Origin of the sequence: Streptomyces lunalinharesii, assembly GCF_039532155.1 — a bacterium.
Lineage (GTDB): Bacteria > Actinomycetota > Actinomycetes > Streptomycetales > Streptomycetaceae > Streptomyces > Streptomyces lunalinharesii.
In genome coordinates this window covers 231276-253318 of sequence record NZ_BAAARK010000004.1, presented here as the reverse complement: position 1 = coordinate 253318, position 22043 = coordinate 231276, and the positions used below count along the sequence as shown (strand labels likewise).

Annotated in this window: 22 protein-coding genes; 7 read left to right on the top strand and 15 right to left on the bottom strand. The window is 75.0% G+C overall.

Annotation, left to right across the window (positions count from 1 at the left end; translation table 11 throughout):
• Nucleotides 1-184 precede the first annotated feature (184 nt).
• Genes ABD385_RS08730 through ABD385_RS08720 form a run of 3 tightly spaced genes read left to right on the top strand, consistent with a single transcriptional unit; the run spans nt 185 to nt 3491 of the window.
• The gene (locus ABD385_RS08730; protein ID WP_344574474.1) at nt 185-553 is read left to right on the top strand and encodes a hypothetical protein; all 369 of its coding nucleotides are present in this window, start codon (nt 185-187) and stop codon (nt 551-553) included.
• Nucleotides 550-3024, top strand: a complete 2475-nt coding sequence (locus tag ABD385_RS08725; RefSeq protein WP_344574473.1) for a heavy metal translocating P-type ATPase — start codon at nt 550-552, stop codon at nt 3022-3024. The genes ABD385_RS08730 and ABD385_RS08725 overlap by 4 nt, the downstream gene beginning before the upstream one ends.
• A complete protein-coding gene (locus ABD385_RS08720; protein WP_344574472.1) occupies nt 3021-3491 on the top strand; it encodes a copper chaperone PCu(A)C in 471 nt (156 codons plus the stop codon). Before ABD385_RS08725 ends, ABD385_RS08720 begins: the two co-directional genes overlap by 4 nt.
• Before the next feature lie 85 nt (nt 3492-3576).
• Here ABD385_RS08720 and ABD385_RS08715 read toward each other — a convergent pair whose 3' ends face one another.
• Nucleotides 3577-4269 (bottom strand): sigma-70 family RNA polymerase sigma factor, encoded by a 693-nt coding sequence (locus tag ABD385_RS08715; RefSeq protein ID WP_344574471.1) that lies wholly within the window; start codon nt 4267-4269, stop codon nt 3577-3579.
• Nucleotides 4270-4318: 49 nt separating this feature from the next.
• On the opposite strand from ABD385_RS08715, the gene ABD385_RS08710 reads away from it, so the two are divergent.
• On the top strand, nt 4319-4573 hold the full coding sequence (locus tag ABD385_RS08710) for a zf-HC2 domain-containing protein (RefSeq protein ID WP_344574470.1): 255 nt from the start codon (nt 4319-4321) through the stop codon (nt 4571-4573).
• A gap of 234 nt (nt 4574-4807) precedes the next feature.
• On the opposite strand, the gene ABD385_RS08705 is transcribed toward ABD385_RS08710, so the two are convergent.
• Both ABD385_RS08705 and ABD385_RS08700 read right to left on the bottom strand, forming a co-directional pair.
• A complete protein-coding gene (locus ABD385_RS08705; RefSeq protein ID WP_344574469.1) occupies nt 4808-5596 on the bottom strand; it encodes a PE-PGRS family protein in 789 nt (262 codons plus the stop codon).
• 68 nt (nt 5597-5664) lie between these two features.
• Nucleotides 5665-6960, bottom strand: coding sequence for an extracellular solute-binding protein (locus ABD385_RS08700; protein WP_344574467.1), 1296 nt, complete (start codon nt 6958-6960; stop codon nt 5665-5667).
• 210 nt (nt 6961-7170) lie between these two features.
• Between ABD385_RS08700 and ABD385_RS08695 the strand changes: the two genes are divergently transcribed.
• Nucleotides 7171-7845: a class I SAM-dependent DNA methyltransferase gene (locus ABD385_RS08695; protein ID WP_344574466.1), complete on the top strand. Its 675-nt coding sequence runs from the start codon at nt 7171-7173 to the stop codon at nt 7843-7845.
• Nucleotides 7846-7922: 77 nt separating this feature from the next.
• Here ABD385_RS08695 and ABD385_RS08690 read toward each other — a convergent pair whose 3' ends face one another.
• The 12 genes from ABD385_RS08690 to ABD385_RS08635 form a co-directional block, all read right to left on the bottom strand.
• On the bottom strand, nt 7923-8441 hold the full coding sequence (locus ABD385_RS08690; RefSeq protein WP_344574464.1) for a MarR family winged helix-turn-helix transcriptional regulator: 519 nt from the start codon (nt 8439-8441) through the stop codon (nt 7923-7925).
• A 47-nt stretch (nt 8442-8488) separates the two neighbouring features.
• On the bottom strand, nt 8489-9394 hold the full coding sequence (locus tag ABD385_RS08685; protein ID WP_344574463.1) for an alpha/beta fold hydrolase: 906 nt from the start codon (nt 9392-9394) through the stop codon (nt 8489-8491).
• Nucleotides 9395-9555: 161 nt separating this feature from the next.
• On the bottom strand, nt 9556-10206 hold the full coding sequence (locus ABD385_RS08680; RefSeq protein WP_344574462.1) for an isochorismatase family protein: 651 nt from the start codon (nt 10204-10206) through the stop codon (nt 9556-9558).
• Nucleotides 10203-10958 carry an SRPBCC family protein gene (locus ABD385_RS08675; RefSeq protein WP_344574461.1) on the bottom strand — a complete coding sequence of 252 codons (756 nt, stop codon included), beginning with the start codon at nt 10956-10958 and terminating at the stop codon, nt 10203-10205. Before ABD385_RS08675 ends, ABD385_RS08680 begins: the two co-directional genes overlap by 4 nt.
• Nucleotides 10958-11560, bottom strand: a complete 603-nt coding sequence (locus ABD385_RS08670; protein WP_425585373.1) for a (2Fe-2S)-binding protein — start codon at nt 11558-11560, stop codon at nt 10958-10960. Before ABD385_RS08670 ends, ABD385_RS08675 begins: the two co-directional genes overlap by 1 nt.
• A complete protein-coding gene (locus ABD385_RS08665; protein ID WP_344574460.1) occupies nt 11557-13965 on the bottom strand; it encodes a xanthine dehydrogenase family protein molybdopterin-binding subunit in 2409 nt (802 codons plus the stop codon). The genes ABD385_RS08670 and ABD385_RS08665 overlap by 4 nt, the downstream gene beginning before the upstream one ends.
• Nucleotides 13962-14837: an FAD binding domain-containing protein gene (locus tag ABD385_RS08660; RefSeq protein WP_344574459.1), complete on the bottom strand. Its 876-nt coding sequence runs from the start codon at nt 14835-14837 to the stop codon at nt 13962-13964. Before ABD385_RS08660 ends, ABD385_RS08665 begins: the two co-directional genes overlap by 4 nt.
• Nucleotides 14838-14880: 43 nt before the next feature.
• Nucleotides 14881-16329 (bottom strand): MFS transporter, encoded by a 1449-nt coding sequence (locus ABD385_RS08655; RefSeq protein WP_344574458.1) that lies wholly within the window; start codon nt 16327-16329, stop codon nt 14881-14883.
• Nucleotides 16330-16444: 115 nt separating this feature from the next.
• Entirely contained in the window at nt 16445-17713 is a 1269-nt protein-coding gene (locus ABD385_RS08650; protein WP_344574457.1) for an FAD-dependent monooxygenase, read from the bottom strand.
• A 54-nt stretch (nt 17714-17767) separates the two neighbouring features.
• Nucleotides 17768-18817, bottom strand: a complete 1050-nt coding sequence (locus tag ABD385_RS08645) for a 2,5-dihydroxypyridine 5,6-dioxygenase NicX family protein (protein ID WP_344574456.1) — start codon at nt 18815-18817, stop codon at nt 17768-17770.
• Nucleotides 18818-19202: 385 nt separating this feature from the next.
• Nucleotides 19203-19430 carry a ferredoxin gene (locus ABD385_RS08640; protein WP_344574455.1) on the bottom strand — a complete coding sequence of 76 codons (228 nt, stop codon included), beginning with the start codon at nt 19428-19430 and terminating at the stop codon, nt 19203-19205.
• Nucleotides 19427-20617 (bottom strand): cytochrome P450, encoded by a 1191-nt coding sequence (locus ABD385_RS08635; RefSeq protein ID WP_344574454.1) that lies wholly within the window; start codon nt 20615-20617, stop codon nt 19427-19429. The genes ABD385_RS08640 and ABD385_RS08635 overlap by 4 nt, the downstream gene beginning before the upstream one ends.
• 139 nt (nt 20618-20756) lie before the next feature.
• On the opposite strand from ABD385_RS08635, the gene ABD385_RS08630 reads away from it, so the two are divergent.
• Nucleotides 20757-21377, top strand: coding sequence for a TetR/AcrR family transcriptional regulator (locus ABD385_RS08630; RefSeq protein WP_344574453.1), 621 nt, complete (start codon nt 20757-20759; stop codon nt 21375-21377).
• Between the two features lie 157 nt (nt 21378-21534).
• The gene (locus ABD385_RS08625) at nt 21535-21966 is read left to right on the top strand and encodes a hypothetical protein (protein WP_344574452.1); all 432 of its coding nucleotides are present in this window, start codon (nt 21535-21537) and stop codon (nt 21964-21966) included.
• Nucleotides 21967-22043: the final 77 nt, after the last annotated feature.

Genomic DNA, 22043 nt, shown 5'->3' with positions numbered 1-22043 from the left:
TCCCGGCGAAGCGGGGGAAATTCCCGCGCACCGGCGGCGCGGCGGGGCGAAGTGGGCGGCGGCCAAACCCAGTTAGTCGGCCCGGAGGCCCACCGGGTTCCGGCGCCCGGACGGGACGAACCTCACGCGCCGAACGGCCCCTGATCGGCCGTCCACCCCCACGCCCACCTGCCACGATGACGCGATGACCACCCCCGTGCTCTCCGCTCCACCACCCGACCGCGTCCGGCGCCCCGGGGCCGCGGACCGGCTCCTTCCGATCCGGCGCGTGCTGCCGGCGCGTTCGGTCCTGGGCTTCGTCGCGCTCCTGGCGCTGCTCTTCGCCCTGTCGTACGCCGTCGGCGGCGCCGTCGGGCCGGTCGCCCCCGGCCTGCATCCCGCCGACCGCCCGCGCAGCGGGACCCCCGACGCACCCGGCGGCGGTTCCGGCGGGATGCCCGGCATGGCGGGGATGAGCGCGCGGGGCGTGCCACCGGTGGTGCCGGCGACCGCGGTCAGCTCCGCCGCGGGTGGCCCCGGGGCCGTCGTCGCGACGCGGGGGGCACGGCGATGACCCGGCCCGAGCAGGCGCCCCGAGCCACCGCGGCCGGCACGGCGGGCGGGACGGAGGCCGTCGCGCCCGCCGCCGTCCCGCCCGCCGACCGCACCACCACGCTCGCCATCGGCGGCATGACCTGCGGTGCCTGCGTGGGCCGGGTCGAGCGCAAGCTGGGTCGGCTGACCGGCGTGACCGCCTCGGTGAACCTGGCCACCGCGCGGGCCCGGATCGTCCACCCCGCGGCGGTCTCCGTGACCGACCTCGTCGCCACGGTGGAGGCCGCCGGCTTCACCGCGCAGCTCCCCGAAGCGGCCCCCGCCGCCGCCCACCTGGACGAGGCCGGCCCGCCCGCCGCGGCCCGCGTCCCCGCCACCGATGCCGAAGGCCACGCCGACGGCCGGCGCGACGCCCACCCGCAGGACGGGGACGGAGACGGAGACGGCGCGGGCGCCGAGCGCCGCCGGCTGCTGTTGACCGCCGCGCTCGCCCTGCCCGTACTGGCCCTGTCGATGGTGCCCGGCTGGCAGTTCCGCAACTGGCAGTGGCTCTGCTTCGTGCTGACCGCCCCCGTGGCCGTATGGGGCGCGGCGCCCTTCCACGTCCGGGCGCTGCGCGGCCTGCGGCACGGCGCCGCGACCATGGACACCCTGGTGTCCCTGGGGGTCGCCGCGTCGTTCGGCTGGTCCACCTACGCGCTGTTCCTCGGCGGCGCCGGCGCGCCCGGCATGACGATGCCGTTCAGCCTGCTGCCCGCGGCCGGCGACGGCACCGCCCACCTCTACCTCGAAGCCGCCGTCGGCGTCCCGCTGTTCGTCCTGGCCGGGCGCCGGATGGAGGCCAGGGCCCGGCGCGGCACCGGCGCCGCGCTCCGCTCGCTCGCGGAACTCGCCGCCAAGGAGGTGTCGGTGCCCGGGCCGGACGGCGCCGAACGCCGCATCCCCATTGCCCGGTTGCGGGTCGGCGACCGGTTCCTGGTCCGGCCCGGCGAACGGGTCGCCACCGACGGCACCGTCCGCACCGGCAGCTCGGCCCTGGACCTCTCCCTGATCACCGGTGAGAGCCATCCCGTCGAGGTCGGCCCGGGGACGACGGTGGTCGGCGGCGCGGTCAACTCCGGCGGGCTGCTGGAGGTCCGGGCCGACGCGGTGGGCGGCGACACCCAACTCGCCCGGATCACCCGGCTCGTCGAGGACGCCCAGACCGGGAAGACGCGCGCCCAGCGGCTCGCGGACGCGGTGGCCGCGGTCTTCGTGCCGGCGGTGCTCACCATCGCGGTGACCGTCCTGGGGTTCTGGCTCGGCGCCGGGGCCGATCCGCAGGCCGCGGTCACCGCTGCGGTCGCCGTGCTCGTGGTGGCCTGCCCGTGCGCCCTCGGCCTGGCGACCCCGACCGCGCTGCTGGCCGCCACCGGCCGCGGCGCCCAACTCGGCATCCTGGTCAGCGGCCCGCAGGCACTGGAACGCCTGCGCCGCATCGACACCGTCGTCCTCGACAAGACCGGCACCCTCACCACCGGGCGGATGACCGTCCGCGACGTCACGCACCGGCCGGACGGCCGCGACCCGGACGAGGTGCTGCGGCTCGCCGCCACCGTGGAACAGTGCTCCGAGCACCCCGTGGCCCGCGCCGTCGTCGGCCACGTCCGGGACCACCGGCCCGCCGTCCGGCTCGAACCGGCCGCCGCGGTGCGGGACTTCACCGCCACCCCCGGCTTCGGGGTGTGCGGGGCGGTCGACGGGCGCATGGTGACCGTGGTCCGCCCGCCCGACGACCCCGACGGACTCCCGGCGCCGCTGCCGGAGGCGGTCCGCGCCGCCGGGGCCGCCGGCCGCACCGCGGTGCTGGTGACCGTCGACGGTGACCCGGAAGCCGTCCTCGCCCTCGGCGACGCGCTCCGTCCCGACGGCTACCGCGCCGTGGACCACCTGCGCCGCCTGGGCGTGCGACCGGTGCTGGCCACCGGCGACCGCGCGGCCACCGCCCGGGTCGTCGCCCGACAGCTCGCGATCACCGAGGTCCACGCCCAGGCCCTTCCGCACGACAAGGCCGCGCTGGTCACGACCCTTCAGGAACAGGGCGGCCGGGTCGCGGTGGTCGGCGACGGGGTCAACGACGCCGCGGCGCTGGCCCTCGCCGACCTCGGCATCGCCATGGGCGGCGGCACCGACGCGGCGATCGGCGCCGCCGATGTCACCCTCGTCCGCGAGGACCTCCAGGCCATCGCCGACGCGGTGCGGCTGGCCCGCCGCACGCTCGGCACCATCCGCGCCAACCTGTTCTGGGCCTTCGGCTACAACCTCGTCACCGTGCCGCTCGCCGCGGTCGGCCTGCTCAACCCGATGCTCGCGGCGGCCGCCATGTCCGCCAGTTCGCTGCTCGTCGTCGGCAACAGCCTGCGGCTGCGCGCCTGGCAGCCGCCGGGCGCCACCCGCGGGTCCGCCGCCGCAGCCCGCCGCCGCACCAACGGAACGTGGGAGTCCGTATGAACCGCGCACGTCTCGCCGCCGGCGCGGTGCCGCTCCTCACCTGCCTGGCGACCCTCGGCACGCTCACGGCCTGGACCGTCACCGGCAACGCGGGCACCCCCGCCCGGATCACCGCAACCGACGGTCGGGTCCTGATCCCCGCCGGTCACGACGCCACCGCCGCCTTCTTCACCCTCCGCAACTCCGGTACGGCCGACGACGTCCTCACCGGCGTCACCGGCCCGCCGGGTCACCGCGCGATGCTCAGCCGCGACGTCGCGGTTGGCCGCAACGCCCACTCGATGGCCATGGTCGCGGGCGTCACCGTGCCGGCCCGCGGCACGCTGACCATGTCGCCGACCACCCTCGACGTCATGGTCAGCCCCCCGCCCCGGCTGGCCCCCGGTGACCGCCTCACCTTCACCCTCCACTTCCGCGACGGCCCCGCGTTGACCGTCGAGGCCCGTGCGGTACGTCCCGGCCAGTAGGGGCCGGCGCACCCCGCTCCGCCGCCGGGGCCCCGGGCAGGTCACCGACCTGCCCGGGGCCCCGGCGGCCGTCGCGCCCGGCCGGTCAGGCCAGGGCGGCGGCGAGCCGACGCGGCTGCCGGTCAACCGGCCCCGGTCTGCGCTGCGTCGCGTCGCACGGGGCCGCGCCCGCCGCCCGCTGCCGGCCGACCCCGGCGGCGGGCACCGCGCCCGCGTCGCCGGCCCCGGACCCGGCCTCCGCCTCGGCCAGCAGGGCGATCAGCGTCTCCCGGGCCCGGGCCACCCGCGAACGCACCGTCCCCACCGGGCAGCCCATCACCCCGGCCGCCGCCGCGTACGGCAGTCCCAACAGCTGCGTCAGCACGAACGCCTCGCGCCGCTGCGCGCTCAACGCCGCCAACAACTCGGCCAGGGCGATGCCCTCGTCGAAGCCCGGCACCCCGCGCGGCTGGACCCGCTCGGCTGCAGACTGCCAGTCGTCGGTCGCCGACAGCCGCGGCCGCACCGCATGGGTGCGGATCCGGTCGGCCACCACCCGGCGGGCGATCGTCAGCAGCCAGGTCCGCGCCGACGACCGGCCCTCGAACCGCGGCAACCCGCGCAGCGCCCGCACGTAGGTGTCCTGCACCAGGTCGTCGGCGGCCTGCGCCTCCCCACTGAGGTGCGTCACGTACCGCCGGACGTCGAGCTGGGTGGCCCGCACGAACTGCTCGACGGCCCGTTCGTCGCCGTCCCGGGCGGCCAACGCCCAGCCGGTCACCGTCTCGTCGTCACGCATGCCGGAACCGCCCCTCGCCGGTACGGACCAATTCGGGGAGGATGGGGGCATGCTCTGCTCGCGCATCCGTACGGCACTCTCCGCCCGCCTCGACGGGGAGGCGCTGCCCGCGGGGGTCACCGCCCGCCGGCTCGACGACCACCTCGCGGGCTGTCGGGACTGCCGCCGATGGGACGCCCGCGCACGGGCGCTGACCGTCGTCCTGGGCGACGCCACCGCGCCCCCGCAGGTCGCGGCCGACGCCGACCCGGCGGCCGTCGAGGCACTGCTCGACCGCCTCCGGCCGGGACGACGGGCGGGCTGAGCGGCCGGGGCGCGCCGGGCGTCCGCCGCGGTCCGCCCGTTGACTGGGAACGGACGCGGGCGGCGGTGCCACCGGCATCCGGACAGGATTCGTCATCTGGAGTCCTCTGGAGTCCTTCGCGTGATCCGGTCGCCGCGCGACGGCGCGGGCGACCGGTGACATCGGAGCCGGGGCGCCGGGCACCAGGCCATGGCCCGCCCGCCGTCCTTCCGGCTCGGGAGTTCGACCGTGCTGTCAGCCGACAGCCGGTTCACGCGGGGGACCCCGCAAGGACATCGCATGGGCCAGCAGCAACTGGCGCACCGCGCACCGCGGCTCCTGCCGGGCGGGCCGCGCCACCGGGCGGCCGGCGGGCAGCACCGCCCGCAGCACCAGCAGCAGCGGCGCGAACAGCCGGGCGGACACGCTCCGCACGAGCCGGAACGCGGCCCGTTCGCCGCCCCACAGCCACCACGCGCTGAGCAGCGCCACCAACAGGTGCGCGGCGAGCATGCCGCCGGCGCTGCCGTGCATGCCCAGGTGCGACATGCCGGCGTGGGACATGTCCATCGACGCCGCGGGATCCATCGACCCCATCGAACCGCCGGCTCCCATGGCGGCCATGGGGTCCGTCGCACCGGCGGACCCGGTCGTGCCGAGGTGGCCCATGGGGGCCAGTGCCCGCGCCGCGTCGAGGTCGGCGGGGGACATCCCCTGGGCGCCGCAGAGCCAGGTGTTCGCCCACGCCCGGGTCAGGGATGCCCGGTCGGGGCCGGCCACCGCCTGCCCCAGGGAGAACGCGCTGTGCAGGGCGGCTTGGGCGCCGACGGTCAGCAGACCCACCACGACGGGACCGCGTTCGCGTCCGGCCAGGCACCAGGCACCGGCCGCCGTCGCCGCACCGGCGGCGAGCAGCATCCAGCCGGGCACCACGGCGTCCGACATCACCGCGTGCCCGAGCGCAGCCAGGAGCACGCAGACCACCGCGAACACCGCGGCGCGCAGCCCCCTGAGAACGTGCCCCGCATCCATGACAGGCACCATCGTCGCACCTCGCCCCCGGAACGGGACCGGGAGGGGCGCAAGTGGTGCACGACGGGGCACCGGCGTGCCTACTGGGCGGTGTCCTGCGGTCGCGCGGCCTCCGCCGCTTCCGCGGTCGTCTGGAGCGTCTTGAGCAACGCCCGCGGGTTGCCGCCCGGTTTGACCGCCGCCCCGATCCGCTGCCGCAGGGTGTCGCGGACCTTCGGCCAGGTGGCCCGCCCGACGGGATGGAACTCGGCCCGGGGCATCTGGTCGATGAACGGCCGCAGCGCCCGCCCGGCGGGTTGCGCCCGCAGCGCCTCGGAGCCCGAGACGGTGACCGGCAGCGTCCCCTGCCCCCGCGCGAACTGGGTGGTCGCCCGCTCGCTGTAGAGGAAGTTGAGGAACGCCGCGCACTCCCGGCGGTGGCCGTTCCGCTTGAACGCCATCAGCCAGTCGCTGAGCCCGACCGGCGGTGCCGCGCCGCCGTCCTTCATCGGGAAGTCGGCGTTGGCGTAGGCCACCTTGGCCTGGTCGGCCGCCTCGATGAGGACCGGATGGGCCAGCATCATCCCGACCTCGCCCTTCAGGAAGGCGGCGTAGGCGGGGGTGCGGCTGAACGTGGCCGGGTCGTGGCCGGCCAGCCCGGGGGCGACCAACTGCTCCTTGACCCAGAGGAGCGCCTCGGCGTTGGCCTCCTTGGTGAAGTCGTAGCCGGCCTGCCCGCCGTAGCCGCCGCCGGTGCCCAACATCCAGGCCAGCGCCTCGTCCTCGGCCGCCTCGGGGCCGAACTGCAGGCCGTAGGGGACGGCGACGCCCACCGCCTTGAGCGCCTGCGCGGCGGAGCGCAGTTCGGCCCAGGACGTCGGCGGTCCGCTCAGGCCCGCCCGGGCGAAGTGGCCGGTGTGGTAGAAGAGCCGCGGCGTGCTGGCGAGGAACGGAATGCCGTACTCGGTGAAGTTGATCTCGCCGGCCCGGGCGAAGGACGTGAGGAAGTCCGCCTGCGCCGAGAGGCTGAACAGGTCGTCGGCGCTGTAGAGCCGCCCGGCCTCGGCGTAGTCGGCGAAGACGTAGGACTGCGCGATGTCCGGTTCCCGGCCCGCCGCGGCCCGTTCGGCGAGCGTCCGGTCGATCTTCTCGATGGGGACGAGTTCCAGATCGATCCGGACGTCGGGGTGCTCCTTCTGGAACGCCGCGACGAACTCGTGCCACCGGTCCACGATCGGGGAGCCCACGGTCTTGCCGTAGCTCGCCGCCATCACCGTGATCCGGCCGGGTTCGCCGGACGCCGCACCGGACCCGCACCCGGCGAGCCCGAGCGCCGCCGCGCCCGTCATGCCGGCGGTACGCGAGAGAAAGACCCGTCGACGCACTGCTGCTGTCACCTCATACCTGCGTTGCGGAGCGTGGACCAGTCCACCGGACGCGTGGCGGCGCCCCCGTGGAGGCGGGCGGTGCCGGGGCCGGTGGACGGGCCCACCGTACGCGGTGGTTGACACATTGTGTCATGTGGACATTGTGTGACGGTCAGGCGCATCGGCTCCCGCACTCCCCGCCGGACCACGCCGCCGTCCCGTCCGCTACCGTCCTGCGCCATGACCGCATCCGCTCCGAACGCCCCGACCGAACCGGACTTCCTGCGCTCCACCCGGGCCGCCTACGACACCGTCGCCGTCGCCTACGAACGGCTGCTGCGGACGGCGCTCGCCGAGATGCCGATGGACCGGGCCCTGCTCGGCGCCTTCGCCGACCTGGTGCGGGCGGACGGCGCCGGCACCGTCGCCGACCTCGGGTGCGGTCCCGGTCGGATCACCGGTCACCTGCACGCCCTCGGGCTCGACGTCTTCGGGGTCGACCTGTCGCCCGAGATGGTGGCGGTGGCCCGCGCGACGCACCCGGAAATCCGGTTCGAGGAAGGGACGATGACGGGCCTGGAGCTGGCCGACGGGGGGCTCGCCGGCGTCGTCGCGTGGTACTCGATCATCCACACCCCGCCGGAGCTGCTGCCGGCCGTCTTCGACGAGTTCCACCGCGTCCTCGCCCCGGGCGGCCACCTGCTGCTCGCCTTCAAGGCCGGCGACGAGCTGCGGCACCTGGACCACGCCTACGGCCACGACCTCGCGTTGGACGTCTACTGGCTGACCCCGGAGCGGGTCGCCGACCTGACGGTCGGGGCCGGGTTCGCGGTCGGGACGCGGGTGCTGCGGGAGCCCGAGGGCCACGAGAACGGCCCGCAGGCCTACCTGCTGGCCCGCAAGCCGGCCGCCTAGCGACTGGCACGGGCGAGGGGCGCCGGGCGGCCCGCGGCGCCCGGCGCCCGCGAGCCGCTACCCGGCCGGGGTGCCGGTCAGGAACCCCCGGCCAGGCCCTCCCAGTGGTCGGCCAGGGACGTCAACAGGTCCATCACGTCGGCGCGTCGGTCGTCGTCGTACGGGGTCAGCAGGCGCGCGTCCAGCTGCCGGGCCCGGTCGTGGGCGCCGCGCAGCGTCCGCTCGCCCTCCGCGGTGAGGTACAGCAGTTTGCGCCGGCCGTCGGCGGTGTCGGTGCGGCGCACTATCAGGCCCCGGCTCTCCAGCCGACGGGCCACGTCCGCCATCGTCGAGGTGTCCAGCGCCACCGCCGAGGCCATCGACCGCTGATCCCGGCCCGGCGTCGCGTCCACCGCGGTCAGCACCGCGAACTGCGGCCCGGTGAGCGTCGGATCGACCGCGCGCACCCACACGGCCAGGTACGCCTGGTAGAGCCGGCGCACCTGATAGCCGGGGGCCGCCATCAAGGCGGGCGGAATCGTCACCCCGCACTCGGTGGTGCGGGGAGCTGGAGCCGCGGGGGAGCCGGGCGCGGTGGGTGTGGTCTCGTCAGCCATGGAGGCAACTCAATCACGGTGCGCCGCGCCGGTCCCACGGATGGTCATCATGTTCGCGCCAGCATGCGGCGCAGCGCCGCACGCAGCGCGTCAAGTGCCGCCGGCGGGTTGTCCCAGAAGAGCATGTGGCCGGCGTCCGGGACCGCGGTCACCGTCGCCGAGGGCAGCGCCGCCCGGGCCTGGGCCGCCCCCGCCGCCGTGACCACCGCACTCTGCGCGCCGTACAGCAGCGTCGTCGGGCCGGTGACCGCGGGCCACCAGGCGAAGAAGTCCTCGGACTCGAAACCGCGGTGGGTGGCGGCGATCGCCCGCCGGTCGCAACTGGACAGCCAGCGCGCCCGCAACTCCTGCTCGCGGCGCGGCCAGCGCGGCCACGACCGGGCCACCTCGTCGGCGTCGGTGCCGCGCTCGGCCTGCGCCAACTGCCCCAGGAACGCCGCCAACGCCGTCGGGTACGGGTCGCGGCCCGGCCCGCTCATCGGCGGATCGGCCAGTACGCTGCCGCCGAGCGCCACCGCGGAGCGCGCCGCGACCACCGCCGCGATCCGCGCCCCCATGGAGTGCCCGAAGAGCAGCGGCCGGGTCAGCCCGAGCCCCGCGATCACCGCCTCGGTGTCCTCGGCGTACGCCGCCAACCCGTAGCCGCACCCGTCGTCACCGCCGTCCTCCGGCTCCTCCTCGCTGCCGTCCGACAGTCCGCGCCCGCGCACGTCGACCACCAACGGCCGCACGAGATCGGTGAGTTCGCGGGCGACGAAGTCCATGGTGACGGCCGGACTGGTGATCCCGGGCAGGACGACCAGCGCGGGTCCGTCGCCGCCGTAGTCCAGCACGTGCAGCCGGGTGGCCCCCGAGCGGACCCACCGACTGGTGGCCGGCACGTCGGCCAGGTCCGCGAGGGCGGATTGCTGCACGCACCGGACGGGTGCGGCGGACCGGGGGGACTGCGACATGGTGACACCTTCCTGACGGGGCGAGGTGGGGGAGGGGGCGACGGGGCGGCGGGGGCACGGCGGCCCGGGGCAAGAGGTCACGAGGGCCGGGCGGGAGGCGACGGCGGGACCGGAGCGGTGGGACCGGAGCGGTGGGACCGGGCGGCCGGGGCCGGATTGGCTCAATCGCGTACCGATCCCGCCAGATAGCCGACGGCGTCGGCCAGCGCGACCACGTCGCCGTACTTGGCCTGGATGTCGAAGAGGGCCGCCGCGTGCGGGCCCGCCGCCCGGTCCCCGACGCACTCCCGCGGGACCAGCACCGGGAAGCCCGACTGCACCGCATCGACCGCCGTGGCCCGCACGCAGCCACTGGTGGTCGCGCCGCACACCACCGCGGTGTCGCAGCCCAGTGCGGTCAGGGTGGCCGCCAGCGAGGTGCCGAAGAAGGCCGACGCGCCCTTCTTGAGGACCAGCGCGTCGGACTCCCGCCGGGGCAACCGCGGATCGAGCGCGACCGCCTCGCTGCCCTCCAACAGCGCGCCCAACCCCGGCGCCTTGCGCAGCCAGGTGACGTGGCCGCCGGCCACCTCGGCGGGGGCGTAGGCGATCGCGGTGAACACCACCGGCACGTCCGCCGGCCGGGCCGCCTCGATCAGCCGCGCGGTGGCCGCGACGACGTCGCTCAGATCCGCCCCAGTGGGAAAGCGGTCCTCGGTGAACCCCCGGGTCAGGTCGACGACGACGAGCGCGGGCCGCCGCCCGCGGCGCACCGCGGCGCCGAACCCGGCCCGCTCGTAGGTGCGGTCGGTGGCCGCCCCGTAGTGGCTCATGCGCGCCCCCGCCGCAGCGTCGTGAGCTCCCGCCGCATGCCGGCCAACCGTCCCAGCAGCCAGCCCTGGCACGCCCCGACCGCGAACGCGGCGGCCAGCGGACCGTACTTGGCCAGCGCCGGCCCGACCGCCGGCCCGAGGAGGACCGACAGCCCGTCGAGGTCCTGTGGCGCGGCGGCCCCCGACGACCGGGGCACCCCCGCCGCAGCCGCCGCCGGAACGGCCGCCGGTGCCGCTGAAGGGGCGGGTGCGGGCGTCGGTGCCGCTGAAGGGGCGGGTGCGGGCGTCGGCGCGGTGGCGCCGTCGCGGTCGGCCGCCAGCAGCCCGCCCAGGTTCCGGGCGAACTGCTCCAGGATCCGCGTCGAGACGGTGCCGATCGCACCCTTGCCGAACTGCGCCAGCTTGCCGCGGATCACCAGGTCCGTGACCAGCTCCAACCGCGCCCCCTCCGGCGCCTCGGCGACGGTCAGCGTCACCTCCGCCTCCGCGTCGCCGTTGCCGTGCGCATCCGCCCCGCGGGCCTGCACCCGCAGCCGCCGCCGGTCGGCGTCGGCCTCCAGGAAGCGCACGGTGCCCGCGTAGGCGGCGGTGATCGGGCCGACCTTGATCCGGACCCGGCCCTGCCAGGCGTCGCCGTCGCGGCCGTCGAGCACCGCGCCCGGCATGCAGGACGCCACCCGCTCCACGTCGTTGACCAGCGCGAACACCGCGTCCGGCGGGGCCGGCACCGGCACCGTGTTGCTGAGCTGCATCACTTCTCCTTCCGGGGGGCCGACGCCGCGGCCCGTTCGGCGCGCCGGGCCGCGGCACAGTCCTCGATGGCCTCGACGAGCGGTTGGTATCCGGTGCACCGGCACAGGTTGGCGGCCACCACCTCGCGGATCTCCTCCGTGTCGGCGTCCGGCCGCTCGGCGAGAAACCCCTCGGCGAGCATCAGGAACCCGGGAGTGCAGAAGCCGCACTGCAGGGCGTGGTGGGCCCGGAACGCCCGTTGCAGGTCGCTCAGTTGGCTGCCCGCCGCGTCCGGCGGCCTGGCCGACAGCGATTCGACGGTGCGGATCCGCGCCCCCTCGGCCTGCGCGGCGAACATCAGGCAGGCCCGCACCGGCCGGTCGTCGAGCAGCACCGTGCAGGCTCCGCAGATGCCGTGCTCGCAGCCGACGTGGGTACCGGTCAGCCGCAGTTCGTGGCGGAGCACGTCCACCAACGTGCGCCGCGCTTCGGTGATCACCTCGTGCCGTTCGCCGTTCACATCCAGCACCATCAACTGCAGTTCCCGCTCCGCCGGCGGGGGGACGTCCACGGGCGCGGCGGTGTCCGGGGTGGCGGCGGGCGGCTGGGGGCGGTTCGTCATCGGGCGCTCTCCTGGTAGTGCCGGCGGTGCAGGGCGCGGTGCACCGTCTCCGGGGTGATCGGGATGTCGTCCAGCTCCACGCCGGTGGGGCGCAGGGCGTCGTTGACGGCGTTGAGCACGGCAGCGGGGGCGCCGATGGTGCCGCCCTCGCCCGCGCCCTTGGCGCCGGTCTCGGTGAACGCGCACGGCGTCTGGAGGTGGTGGATCGCCACGTCGGGGATCTCGTGCGCGGTGGGCACCCGGTAGTCCATGAAGCTGGTGGCCGACGGCTCGCCCTGGGCGTCGTAGGTCACCTGCTCGAACAGCGCCCCGGCGATGCCCTGGGCGATCCCGCCCCGGCACTGGCCCTCCACCACCTGCGGGTTGATCGCCACCCCGCAGTCCTCCACGCAGACGTAGCGCAGGATCTCCACCCGGCCGGTGTCCGCGTGGAGTTCGACGACGACGCCGTGCGTGGCGTTGGAGAACGTCCCGTCGTTGAAGACGTCGAAGGCGGCGGTGGCGGTGAGCCCCGGCTCGATGTCCTTGGGCAGCAGGTCGACCCGCAGGTAGGCGACCTCGGCCAGCTCGCGGTAGTCGAGCGCGGTGCCGGGCGCGCCCCGGCGCACCACCTCGCCGCGCCCGAGGACGGTCTCCTCCACGGGGACCTCCCAGCGGGCCGCCGCGATCGCCCGCAGCTTCTCGCCGAGCCGCCCGGCGGCCAGCCGGACGGCACTGCCGCCGACCGCGATCGACCGGCTGGCGAAGGTGCCCCATCCGTAGGCGACCCGGTCGGTGTCGCCCTGGTGGAGCCGCACCCGGTCCAGTTCCAGGCCCAGCCGCTCGGCGACGATCTGCGCCATGGTCGTCTCGTGGCTCTGCCCGTGGCTCATCGTCCCGGTGGTGACGGTCACCGCCCCGCTGGGGTCCATCCGCACCTCGGACAGGTCGAAGCCGGGCACGACCGCCATCTTCCGCTGGGCGAACGCGGCCGAGCCGTAGCCGGTGCGCTCGCTGAAGCAGGAGTAGCCGATGCCCAGGTGCCGGCCCGCGGCCCGGGCCGCGCGCTGCCGCTCGTACCAGCCCTCGGCGCGCAGCGTCCGCTCGCACAGGTCCAGTGACTCCCGGTAGGAGCCCGGGTCGTAGGTGATGCCGTTGACGCCGGTGTAGGGGAAGTCGGTGATCAGGTTGCGGCGGCGGATCTCCACCGGGTCGAGGTCCAGCTCCCGGGCCGCGCGCTCGAAGAGCCGCTCCACGACCATCACGTACTGCGGCCGGCTGACGCCCCGGTACGGCGCGGTCGGCGCCTTGTTGGTGGCGACGGCCCGGCCGCGCACCCGGTAGGCGGGCACCTTGTAGACGCCCGGCATCTCCGCCGCGGCCATCAGCGGTTCGATGCCGGCGGTGAACGGATAGCAGGAGTAGGCGCCCATGTCGCACACCACGTCCGCGTCGAGCGCCAGGATCCGGCCGGCCGCGTCGAAGGCGGCCCGCACGTCGTAGTGCTGCTCGCGGGCGAGGAACGACGCCGAGAGGGCGTCCTTGCGGTCCTCGATCCACTTCACCGGGCGGCGCAGTCGGAGCGCGGCCGCCGCCGCAGCGAGCTCCTCCCGCCCCACCACGCACTTCAGCCCGAAGCCGCCGCCCATGTCGGGCACCACCACCCGCACCGCCCGCTCGACCAGCCCCAGGCACCGCGAGGCCACCGTCCGCACCTGGTGCGGGACTTGGCTACAGGTGTGCAGGACCAACTGCTCCTCCCGGTCGTCCCAGTGCGCCAGGACGCCCCGGGTCTCCAGTGGCAGCGCGTTCTGCCGGCCGGTGCGGGCCTCGACCCGGACGACGCGGTCGGCGGCGGCGAAGACCTCGTCGATGCCTTCGGTGGCGAACAGCCGGACGTCGACCAGGGTGTTCCGGGCGGCCTCGGCGTGCAGCAGCGGCGCGCCGTCGGCCAGCGCCGCCGCCTCGTCCGTCACCGGCGGGTGGACGGCGTAGCCGACCCGGGCCGCCTCGACCCCGTCCTCGGCGGCGTAGGCGTCCCGTGCCACCACGATCGCCACCGGTTCGCCGACGTAGCGCACCCGGTCGCGGGCCAGCACCGGCATCGCGGTGGGCACGAACTCCTCGACAGGGCGCGCCAGTTGGGCGGTGATGTCGCCCAACCCGAGGTCGTCTGCGGTGTACGCGGCGACCACGCCCGGCACCGCGCGCACGCCGTCCAGATCGATCGCGGTGACCTCGCCGTGCGCGACCGTGCTGCGCACGAACTGCGCGTGCAGCGTGCCCGGCAGGGTGATGTCGTCGACGAACCGCCCGCGCCCGGTCAGCAACCGGGGGTCCTCCCGACGCGGCACGGACCGGCCGATCAACCTACCGCCGTCCTCGTATGCACCGTCCTCGCGTCCACCGTCCTCGATGCGCCTCATCGCGCCCCCGCCCCCTTCTGCTCCGTCGCTCCGTCCGCCTGGACACAGGCCCGTTCGACCAGGGCCCGGACGAGCTGCCGGCGGTAGGCCGCGCTGCCGCCGGCGTCGTCCGGGGGGTCGGCGGCCGCGGCGGCCGCGGCCGCACAGTCGGCGAACGACCCGCCGTCGGCCAGCACCGCCTCGGCCGCCGGCACCCGCACCGGCACCGGCGCCACCCCGCCCAGCCCTACCCGACCGCCGCGCACCCGGCCCCCCTCGACATCGAGGTCGACCACCGCCGACACCAGCGCGAAGTCCCCCTTGCGCGCCGCGAACTCGGTGAGCGCGGCGTGCGGCGCGGGCCGCGGGAAGACGACTTCGGTCAGCAGCTCGTCGGGCTCCAGGGCGCTGGTGTACGGACCCAGGAAGAACTCCCCCGCAGGGACGCGCCGTTGGCCGCCGGGCCCGCTGACGACGATCTCGGCGCCGAGGGTGACCGCGAGCAGGCACCACTCGGCCGTCGCGTCGGCGTGCGCGAGGCTGCCGCCGACCGTGCCGCGGGTCCGGATCGGCAGGTGGCCGATCCAGCCCATGGCCCGGCGCAGCACCGCGAACCCCGGTCCCAGCAGCGCGTCGGGGGCGGTCTCCACGGTGTGATGGGTCGTCAGGGCGCCGAGGTGCAGGGCACCGTCGGCGCCGGTCGTGAGGTGGTCGAGTTCGCGCAGGCCGCCGATGTCGACGAGGTGGTCGGGGCGGGCCAGCCGGAAGTTCATCATCGCGACCAGGCTCTGGCCGCCGGCGAGGACCTTGGCGTCCTCGCCCAGTTCGGCCAGGAGCCGGGTGGTGCCGTGGACGTCGCGGGCCCGGTGGTAGCGGAAAGGGGCGGGTTTCATGCGGATCCTGTTCGTGTCGTGCGGCCGTTCCCGGCGGGCGTGGTCAGGAGGGGCGCCGGCGGGGCGCGGTCAGGGCGGTGCCGGGCGGGTCCGCCGCACCGGTGGCGGTCGGCGCGGCGGAGCGGACCGCCGCGGTGCGGTCGGCTGCCGGCTCGTCGTCCAGCGCCCGGCCCTTGGTCTCGGGCGCGGCCACCGCGGTCCAGCCGACCGCGGCCAGCACCGCCAGCCCCAGCACGCCGAACGTCAGCGGCAGCCCCAGCACCGGCCACAGCACCGAGCCGAACAGCAGCGGCGCGAAGCCGGTGAGCACCCGGCTGACCGAGGAGGCCCAGCCGAAGCCACTGGCCCGCAGCCGGGTCGGGTACAGCTCGGCGACGTACGCGTACAGCGCCGGGATCGCCAACTGCATCAGGAAGCCGAACACCGCGAGGGCCGCCACCGCCGCCGCGGGCTCCCGGCGCACCAGCGCGAACAGCACCAGCGCCAGCGCGGCCAGCGGCGCCGACAGGCCGATCAGCCACTTGCGGCCGATCACGTCCACCAGCGCGGTGGACACCAGCACCCCGACGATGCCGACGCCGCTCATGACCGTGGTGCCCGTGAACGCGGCGGTGTTGCCCAGCCCCTGGTCCGTGAGGATCGACGGCAGCCAGCTCAACGCCGCGTAGTAGACCATCATCACGGCCGCGAACAGAAGCCAGGCGGCCGAGGTGATCCGCGGGCTGAACGCCCAGATCCGCACCAGCTGTTCGCCCACCGCCCGCGGCCCGCGCGCCCCGGACTCCACCACCGGTGCGGGGATCGCGTAGGGCTCGGGCGCCGCCCCGGTACGGGCCACCAGCGCGTCGATGACCGCCCGCGCCGCCGCCTCCCGGCCCTGCCTGGCGAGGTGCACCGGCGACTCCGGCACGCCCCGGCGGACGCAGAACAACAGCAGCGCCGGCACGCTCATCACCGCCAGCATCCACCGCCAGTTGTCCGCCGCCGGCAGCAGCCCCGTCGAGACCAGCCCGCACAGCGTCACCCCGATCGGCCACCAGGCGTCCAGCGCGGTCAGCACCCGCCCCCGGTACCGGCGCGGCGCGAACTCGCCGACCAGCGCGTAGTCCACCGGGATGCAGCCGCCGAGCCCCACCCCGGCGGCGAACCGCAGCACCAGGAACACCGGGTACGTCGGGGCGAAGGCGCCCAGTACCGAGAACGCCGCGAAGATCAACAGGGTGACGCTGAACGCCTTCTTCCGGCCGATCCGGTCCGCCACCGTGCCCCAGGCCACCGCACCCACGGCCATCCCCACCAGGTTGGCGGTGGCGACCAGCCCGCGGTCGGCCGGCGCCAGGTGGAAGTGCTCGCCCAGCAGCGGCATCAGGAAGCCGTTGAGGGCGATGTCGTACGCGTCGAAGAGGTAGCCGAGGCCACCGATGACGAAGACCTTGCCTTGGACCCCCCACTTCCAGGGGAGTTCCTGGACGATCTGATCGCCGGTTTTCACATGCGCTCCAGGTGGGTGTGCGGACCGGGCGCGGACGGCCGGCCCGCGCCCGTGCGGACACCGGGGAGGGGACCCGGGGGCGCCGGGGCGGGGACCCGGCGGGCCGGCAAAGGCGTCAGCGGGCGAACGGGTAGGAGAAGGCCACCTGGTCCGGGTCGTTGAGCGGGGTACCGCGCCACAGCCAGTCGTAGGACAGGTCCGACTCGCCGTCGAAGCGGCGCAGCTGCGCGTCCCGGGCCCGCTGCTCGGGACCGTCGGGGAAGTGGTAGAAGGTCTTGTTCTGCCACGACGCCTCCTGCACCATCCCGGCGTGCCTGGCCCGCCGGTCGACGTACCGGCGCAGCGCGTCCGGCACCCCCGGGAGGGTGACCGCCCCCAACTCCTCGGCCAGCACCGCGGCGTCCTCCATCGCCTGCGAGGCACCCTGCGCCTGGTAGGGGAGCATGGCGTGACAGGCGTCGCCGAGGAGTGCCACGTGCCCGTCGGTCCAGACGGGGTCGCGCCGCCGGTGGTACAGGGCGAAGCAACTGACGTTCTCCTTGGCCTTGGAGAGCATCGCCGCCACCCGGTCGTCCCAGCCGGGGAAGGCGTCCACCAGGTCCTGCGGGGAGGCGGCGACGGTCCACTTCTCGGCGACCTCCTCGGTGCACGGCACGCATGCCACCACATTGAGGTACGCGCCGCCCCGAATCAGGTAGTGGACGAGGTGCCGCTCCGGGCCGTACCAGATCGTGCTCTGGAAGCGGTCGACCAGCCACCGGGTGGCCGGGTCGGCGGCGATCAGCTCGCCGGGGATCAGCGCCCGGTAGGCCATCTCGCCGGAGAACAGCAGGGTGTCGGGGGCGCCCATCAGCTCCCGCACGCGCGAGCGGACGCCGTCGGCCCCGATCAGCACGTCCCCGGCGAACCGCCGCCCGTCGTCGGTGGTCACCACCGGCCGCTCGGGCCGGGTGCGGTCCAGCTCGACGACCCGGCTCGCGGTGTGGATCGCCACCGCCGGGCCCGGACCGGCCGGATCCAGACAGGCATCCATGATCACCCGGTGCAGATCGGCCCGGTGGTAGTGCCAGTACGGGGCGTTGAACCGGTCCTTGCAGTGCTGACCGAGCGGGGTGAGCGCCACGACGCTGCCGTCCTGCCAGCGCCGCCGCACCTGGTCGAGCGGTTCGGTGTGGATGGCTTCGAGCTGCCGGCGCAGGCCCAACCCGAGCAGCACCCGGCTGGCGTTGGGCGCGGTCTGGATGCCGGCACCGACCTCGCCGAGCTGCGGTGCCTGCTCCAGGACGGTGACCCGCAGACCGCGCTGGCGCAGGGCCAGCGCCGCGGTCAGGCCGCCGAGACCGCCGCCGGTGATCGTGACTTCGTAGGACTGACTGGGCGCCACTCTTCCTCCAAGGCGTGGTGCGCGCACGGCGGGACGGCGGATGCGGCCGGTCGGTCAGCCGCCGGCGGGTCCGAGGTCCACGGCGAGCCGGCCGTCGACCACGACCTCCGTGCCGTCGACCGTCACCGAGCAGCCGCGCATCGCGATGTCGAGGTGGGCGTAGGACTCGCGGCCCAGGACCGGGTGCGGGCCGGTCGACCACAGGAAGTTGCCGGCGAAGGCCCGGGCGTCCATGCCCATCAGCTCGTCCTTGCCGTACATCGCGGTGGCGAACCAGTCGGCGGTGCGCATCAGCCCCCACCCCATGTGCGACAGGCTGCGCGCCCAGGTGTCCCGGGAGTCCGCGAAGAACGTGGCGAGCAGGTCGGCCTCGGCGCCGCCGCTGACCTTCTCGATGTGCCCGTCGACGATCCGCAGCGTCACCGGCTCGCGCACGTACTCCTTGAACGGCAGCAGGATGTCGCCCGGCGCCAGCACGATCTGCCCGTCGGAGAGTTCCGGCCAGCACAGCACCATGGTGCTCGGCCAGTGGTCCCACCGGCCCGGATCGTCGGCGAAGCCGCACTGGAACTCCGGTCGGGAACCGTCGAGTTGGACGGTCAGGTCGGTGCCGGCGGCGGAGCGCACCCGCATCTGCGCCGACCGCTTCAGCAGCTCGACGCCGCGCAGCACCTCGGCCTTGTCCTCCTCCTTGGGCAGGTTGCGGATCAACACCTCGGGCGCGTCGCAGACGAAGAGGATCCGGGTGCCGGCGCGCAGGATCTCCTGCTGGACCGGGGCGTGGATGAAGCCCTCGCGGGTCAGGTCGACCACCAGGTCGGCCGACTTGAGCAGGGCCTGGGCGGTGGTGTCGTTGAGGACGGAGGTCAGGCCGGGGCCGGCGCCGGTGTGCGTGCTGGGCATCGGCGCGGGCGTCCCGCCGGGCACGGTGGCCGCGATGACGTGCGCACCGCACGCCTTGGCCGCGCCGAACGCCGCCGCGACGTAGTCGCCGCGGCTGTCCGGTTCGGCCAGCACCACGACGTGTTCGTCGGCGCGCAGCTTGCACAGGCGCAGTTGACGGGTGAAGACGTCGAGCAGATCGACGGACGAGAGGTCGAACACGAGGACCCTCCGGAGTACGAGTTCGGGGGCTGGGTGGTCGTTGACGCGTGCGTACCGGCGGGGGAGCGGCGTCGCCCCGGGTCCGGCGGGGCGCTGCCGGCCCGTCGCCTTGGGCCTTCGGGCATGCGCTGAACTGCGGAGATGCGAGGGTGCGGGGCATCCCGACAGAGATAATCCGAACACGTACGATCTCGGCTTGGCAAGGGGTGCGCGCCGAGTTGGCCCGCTCTGATCCTTGATTGACCGTCAGTACGCCCCTCCGGCCGGCCCGATGGACGCCCGGATGCCCGGACGCCCGGGCCCCGGGCAGCCGAACGCCCGGGCGCATGAAGCGGGGCACGACCCCCGGCCGCGCCCCGCCCCCCGTTCCCCTCTTCCCCGCCCCCTACGGCCGGGGCCCGATCACCCGTCCGGACGCGTCCCGCACGGTGATCGCCATCGCCGGACACACCTCGGCCGCGTCCAGCGCCCGCTCGTCCTCCGCGACCTCCTCCTTGACCGCCCGGGCGTGTGGCCCGTCCAGGATGAACAGGTCCGGCGCGATCGCCGGGCAGGAGCCCGAGGCGATGCACAGCCCCGGGTCGACCTCCACCTTCCACCCCACCGTGCTCACCACCCCACCGGCAGGACCCGCGGACCGCGCACCAGCATCTCGGTCTTCCACCCCACGTCCCCGGCCACGTGCAGCCCGGGGAACCGGGTGATCAGCGCCGAGAGCGCCTCCTGGAGCTCCAGTCGGGCCAGCGGGGCGCCCAGGCAGTGGTGCACGCCGTGCCCGAAGCCGAGGTGCTGGTTGCCGGTCCGTCGGAGGTCCAGCTTCCCCGGGCCGTCGAACCGCAGGGCGTCGCGGTTGGCCGCCCCCATGGCGACCAGCACCGGCTCGCCGGCCCGCACCAGCGTGCCGCCGACATCGATGTCCTCCGTGGCGTACCGCGGCTGACCGGCGCCGCTGCCCAGCGGGACGAAGCGCAGTAATTCCTCGACGGCGCCCCCGATCAGCTCGGGCTGCGCGCGCAGCACGGCCAGTTGGTCGGGGTGGTCCAGCAGCGCCAGGACGAAGTTGGGGATCTGGGTGGCGGTGGTCTCGTGGCCGGCGACCAGGATGCCCACGCACAGGTCGACCAGCTCCAGCTCCGTCAGCCGGTCGTTGACGTCCCGCGCGTCGATCAGCGCGGTCATCAGGTCGTCCTGCGGCTCCCGCCGGTGCTGCTCGATCAAGTTGCCCATGTAGGCGCGGAGTTCGTCGCGGTTGGCGTCGAACTCCTCGGCGGTCAGGGAACTCGTCGACAGCGCGGCGTCGCTCCAGAGCCGGAACTTCGGCCGGTCCTCGGTGGGCACGCCGAGCAGCCGGCAGATCACCGCGACCGGGATCGGCAGGGCGTACCGGTCGACGAGGTCGGCCGGCGGCCCGGCTTCCTCCAGGTCGTCCAGCAGCTCCCGGGTCAGCTCCTTCACCTGCGGCCGGAGCTTTTCGACCTGACGGACCGTGAACGCCTTCGCCACCAGGGTGCGCAACCGGGTGTGGTCCGGCGGATCCATGCTCAGGATGCCGCTGTTGCGGCTGCCCTCGGACTGCCGGGGCTCGTCGTGCCGGACGCCCTCGGCCCGGCTGAACCGCTGGTCGCCCAGGACGAACCTGGCCTCCGCGTACCGCGTGACGAGCCAGGCCGGCTCGCCGTACGTCATCTGGACCTTGAGCAGACCGGGGCGGTGGCGCGCCTTCTCGTACTCCGCCGAAAGATCAAGGCTCTCAGCGATGTTGAAGGGGTAGGAGAGGGGTGCTGTTTTGGCCGTGGTCACGGTGACCTCCTTGGTGTAAGCACCTGCTTACATACCGTAGGACGTGCGCTCTGGGTGGTCAACGATGGATTGTGGCCTTCGTCCTGACCGGCCGCGGCGGGCCACGACGATCATCGGACCGACGGGAAGGAGAGCGACGATGCCGGAGGCAACGAGGAGAGCGGTGGAGGTGGCCCCCTGTGGCAGCACCGCCGGCGAGCACCGCCGGGACGCCCAGGGCACCCGGCGCCTACTGCTGGACGCCGCCTCGCAACTCTTCGCCGAACGCGGCTACGAACGCGCCACGGTGCGCGACATCGCGTCCCGGGCCGGCGTCAACCAGGCCCTGCTGTTCCGCTACTTCGGTTCCAAGAAGGCCCTGTTCGGGGAGGTGATGGCGCGCGGCGGCCACGAACAGCTGCGCGCCACCCCGCCGGAGCGACTGTTCGAGGTGGCCCTGCGCGGCATGCTCGACGAGGGCGGTGGCCCCGGCGCCGACCGCTCCCTGGAGGTCTGCCTCCGCTCCATCGGCGGCAGCGACGAAATCGGCGAGGCGCTGCGGGGACTTGGCGACGAGTACGCCGACGTGCTGGCCACCCTCGCCCGGGCCGAGGACGGTGCGCTGCGCGGCGACCTGGCGCTGTCCTGGCTCCTGGGCATCGGCCTGATGCGGGTCGTGGTCGGCAAGGAGCCGTTGGCCAGCGCCGATCCGGACACCGTCTGCCGACTCGCGGGGGAGGCCCTGGCCGCCCTGTTGGAGGGGGCGCCGAAGGCGGAATAACGTCGTCCGGGCGGGCTGCGGTGCTGCCGGTGCGGGCCGGCTGGTGCTGCGTTCCGGTGACCCTCCGGCGGGTCGCCACGCGGGGTTGGGTGGCCGACTTATTGTCGCGCTTGCAGGAGAATGTTCCTTTTCTGCCCAGCTGAGTAAAGGTGGAACAATGCTTCGTTCGATTCCCCGCGGGCTCGCGGTGGCCGGCATCGCCGCCGCCCTGGTGGTCCCGACGGCGGGCGCCGCGACCGCGGCCTCCAGCAGCTCGCAGGCCGCGGTGTGCTCCGGCCACAGCCAGTGCCACCAGAAGGGGCGGCAGGCCCACGGCGGCAGCCACGAAGGCCGCAAGGGGCACCGCGTCGTGCGCGAAGGTCGGCACGGGCACGGCCGGTACGACGACGACTACGGGCGCACCGCCGACAAGCGCCGTTACGACGACGACGATGACATGGGCCGGGGCGACGAGGAGTACGGCCGCCGCGGTGACGCCGAGCGCCGCAAGGACGACTCGCGCCGCCGGGCCAACGAGGAGGAGGGGCGCCGCGCCGAGGGCCTGGGGCGCACCGGCCTGCTCGGCCTCGACTTCCTCGGCCTCCTCTAGGCGCTCCGCAGCGTCGCCACCGCGGTGGGCCCGGGTCCGGTACCCGGGCCCCTCTGCGTGGGGGCGACGCCCCGGCC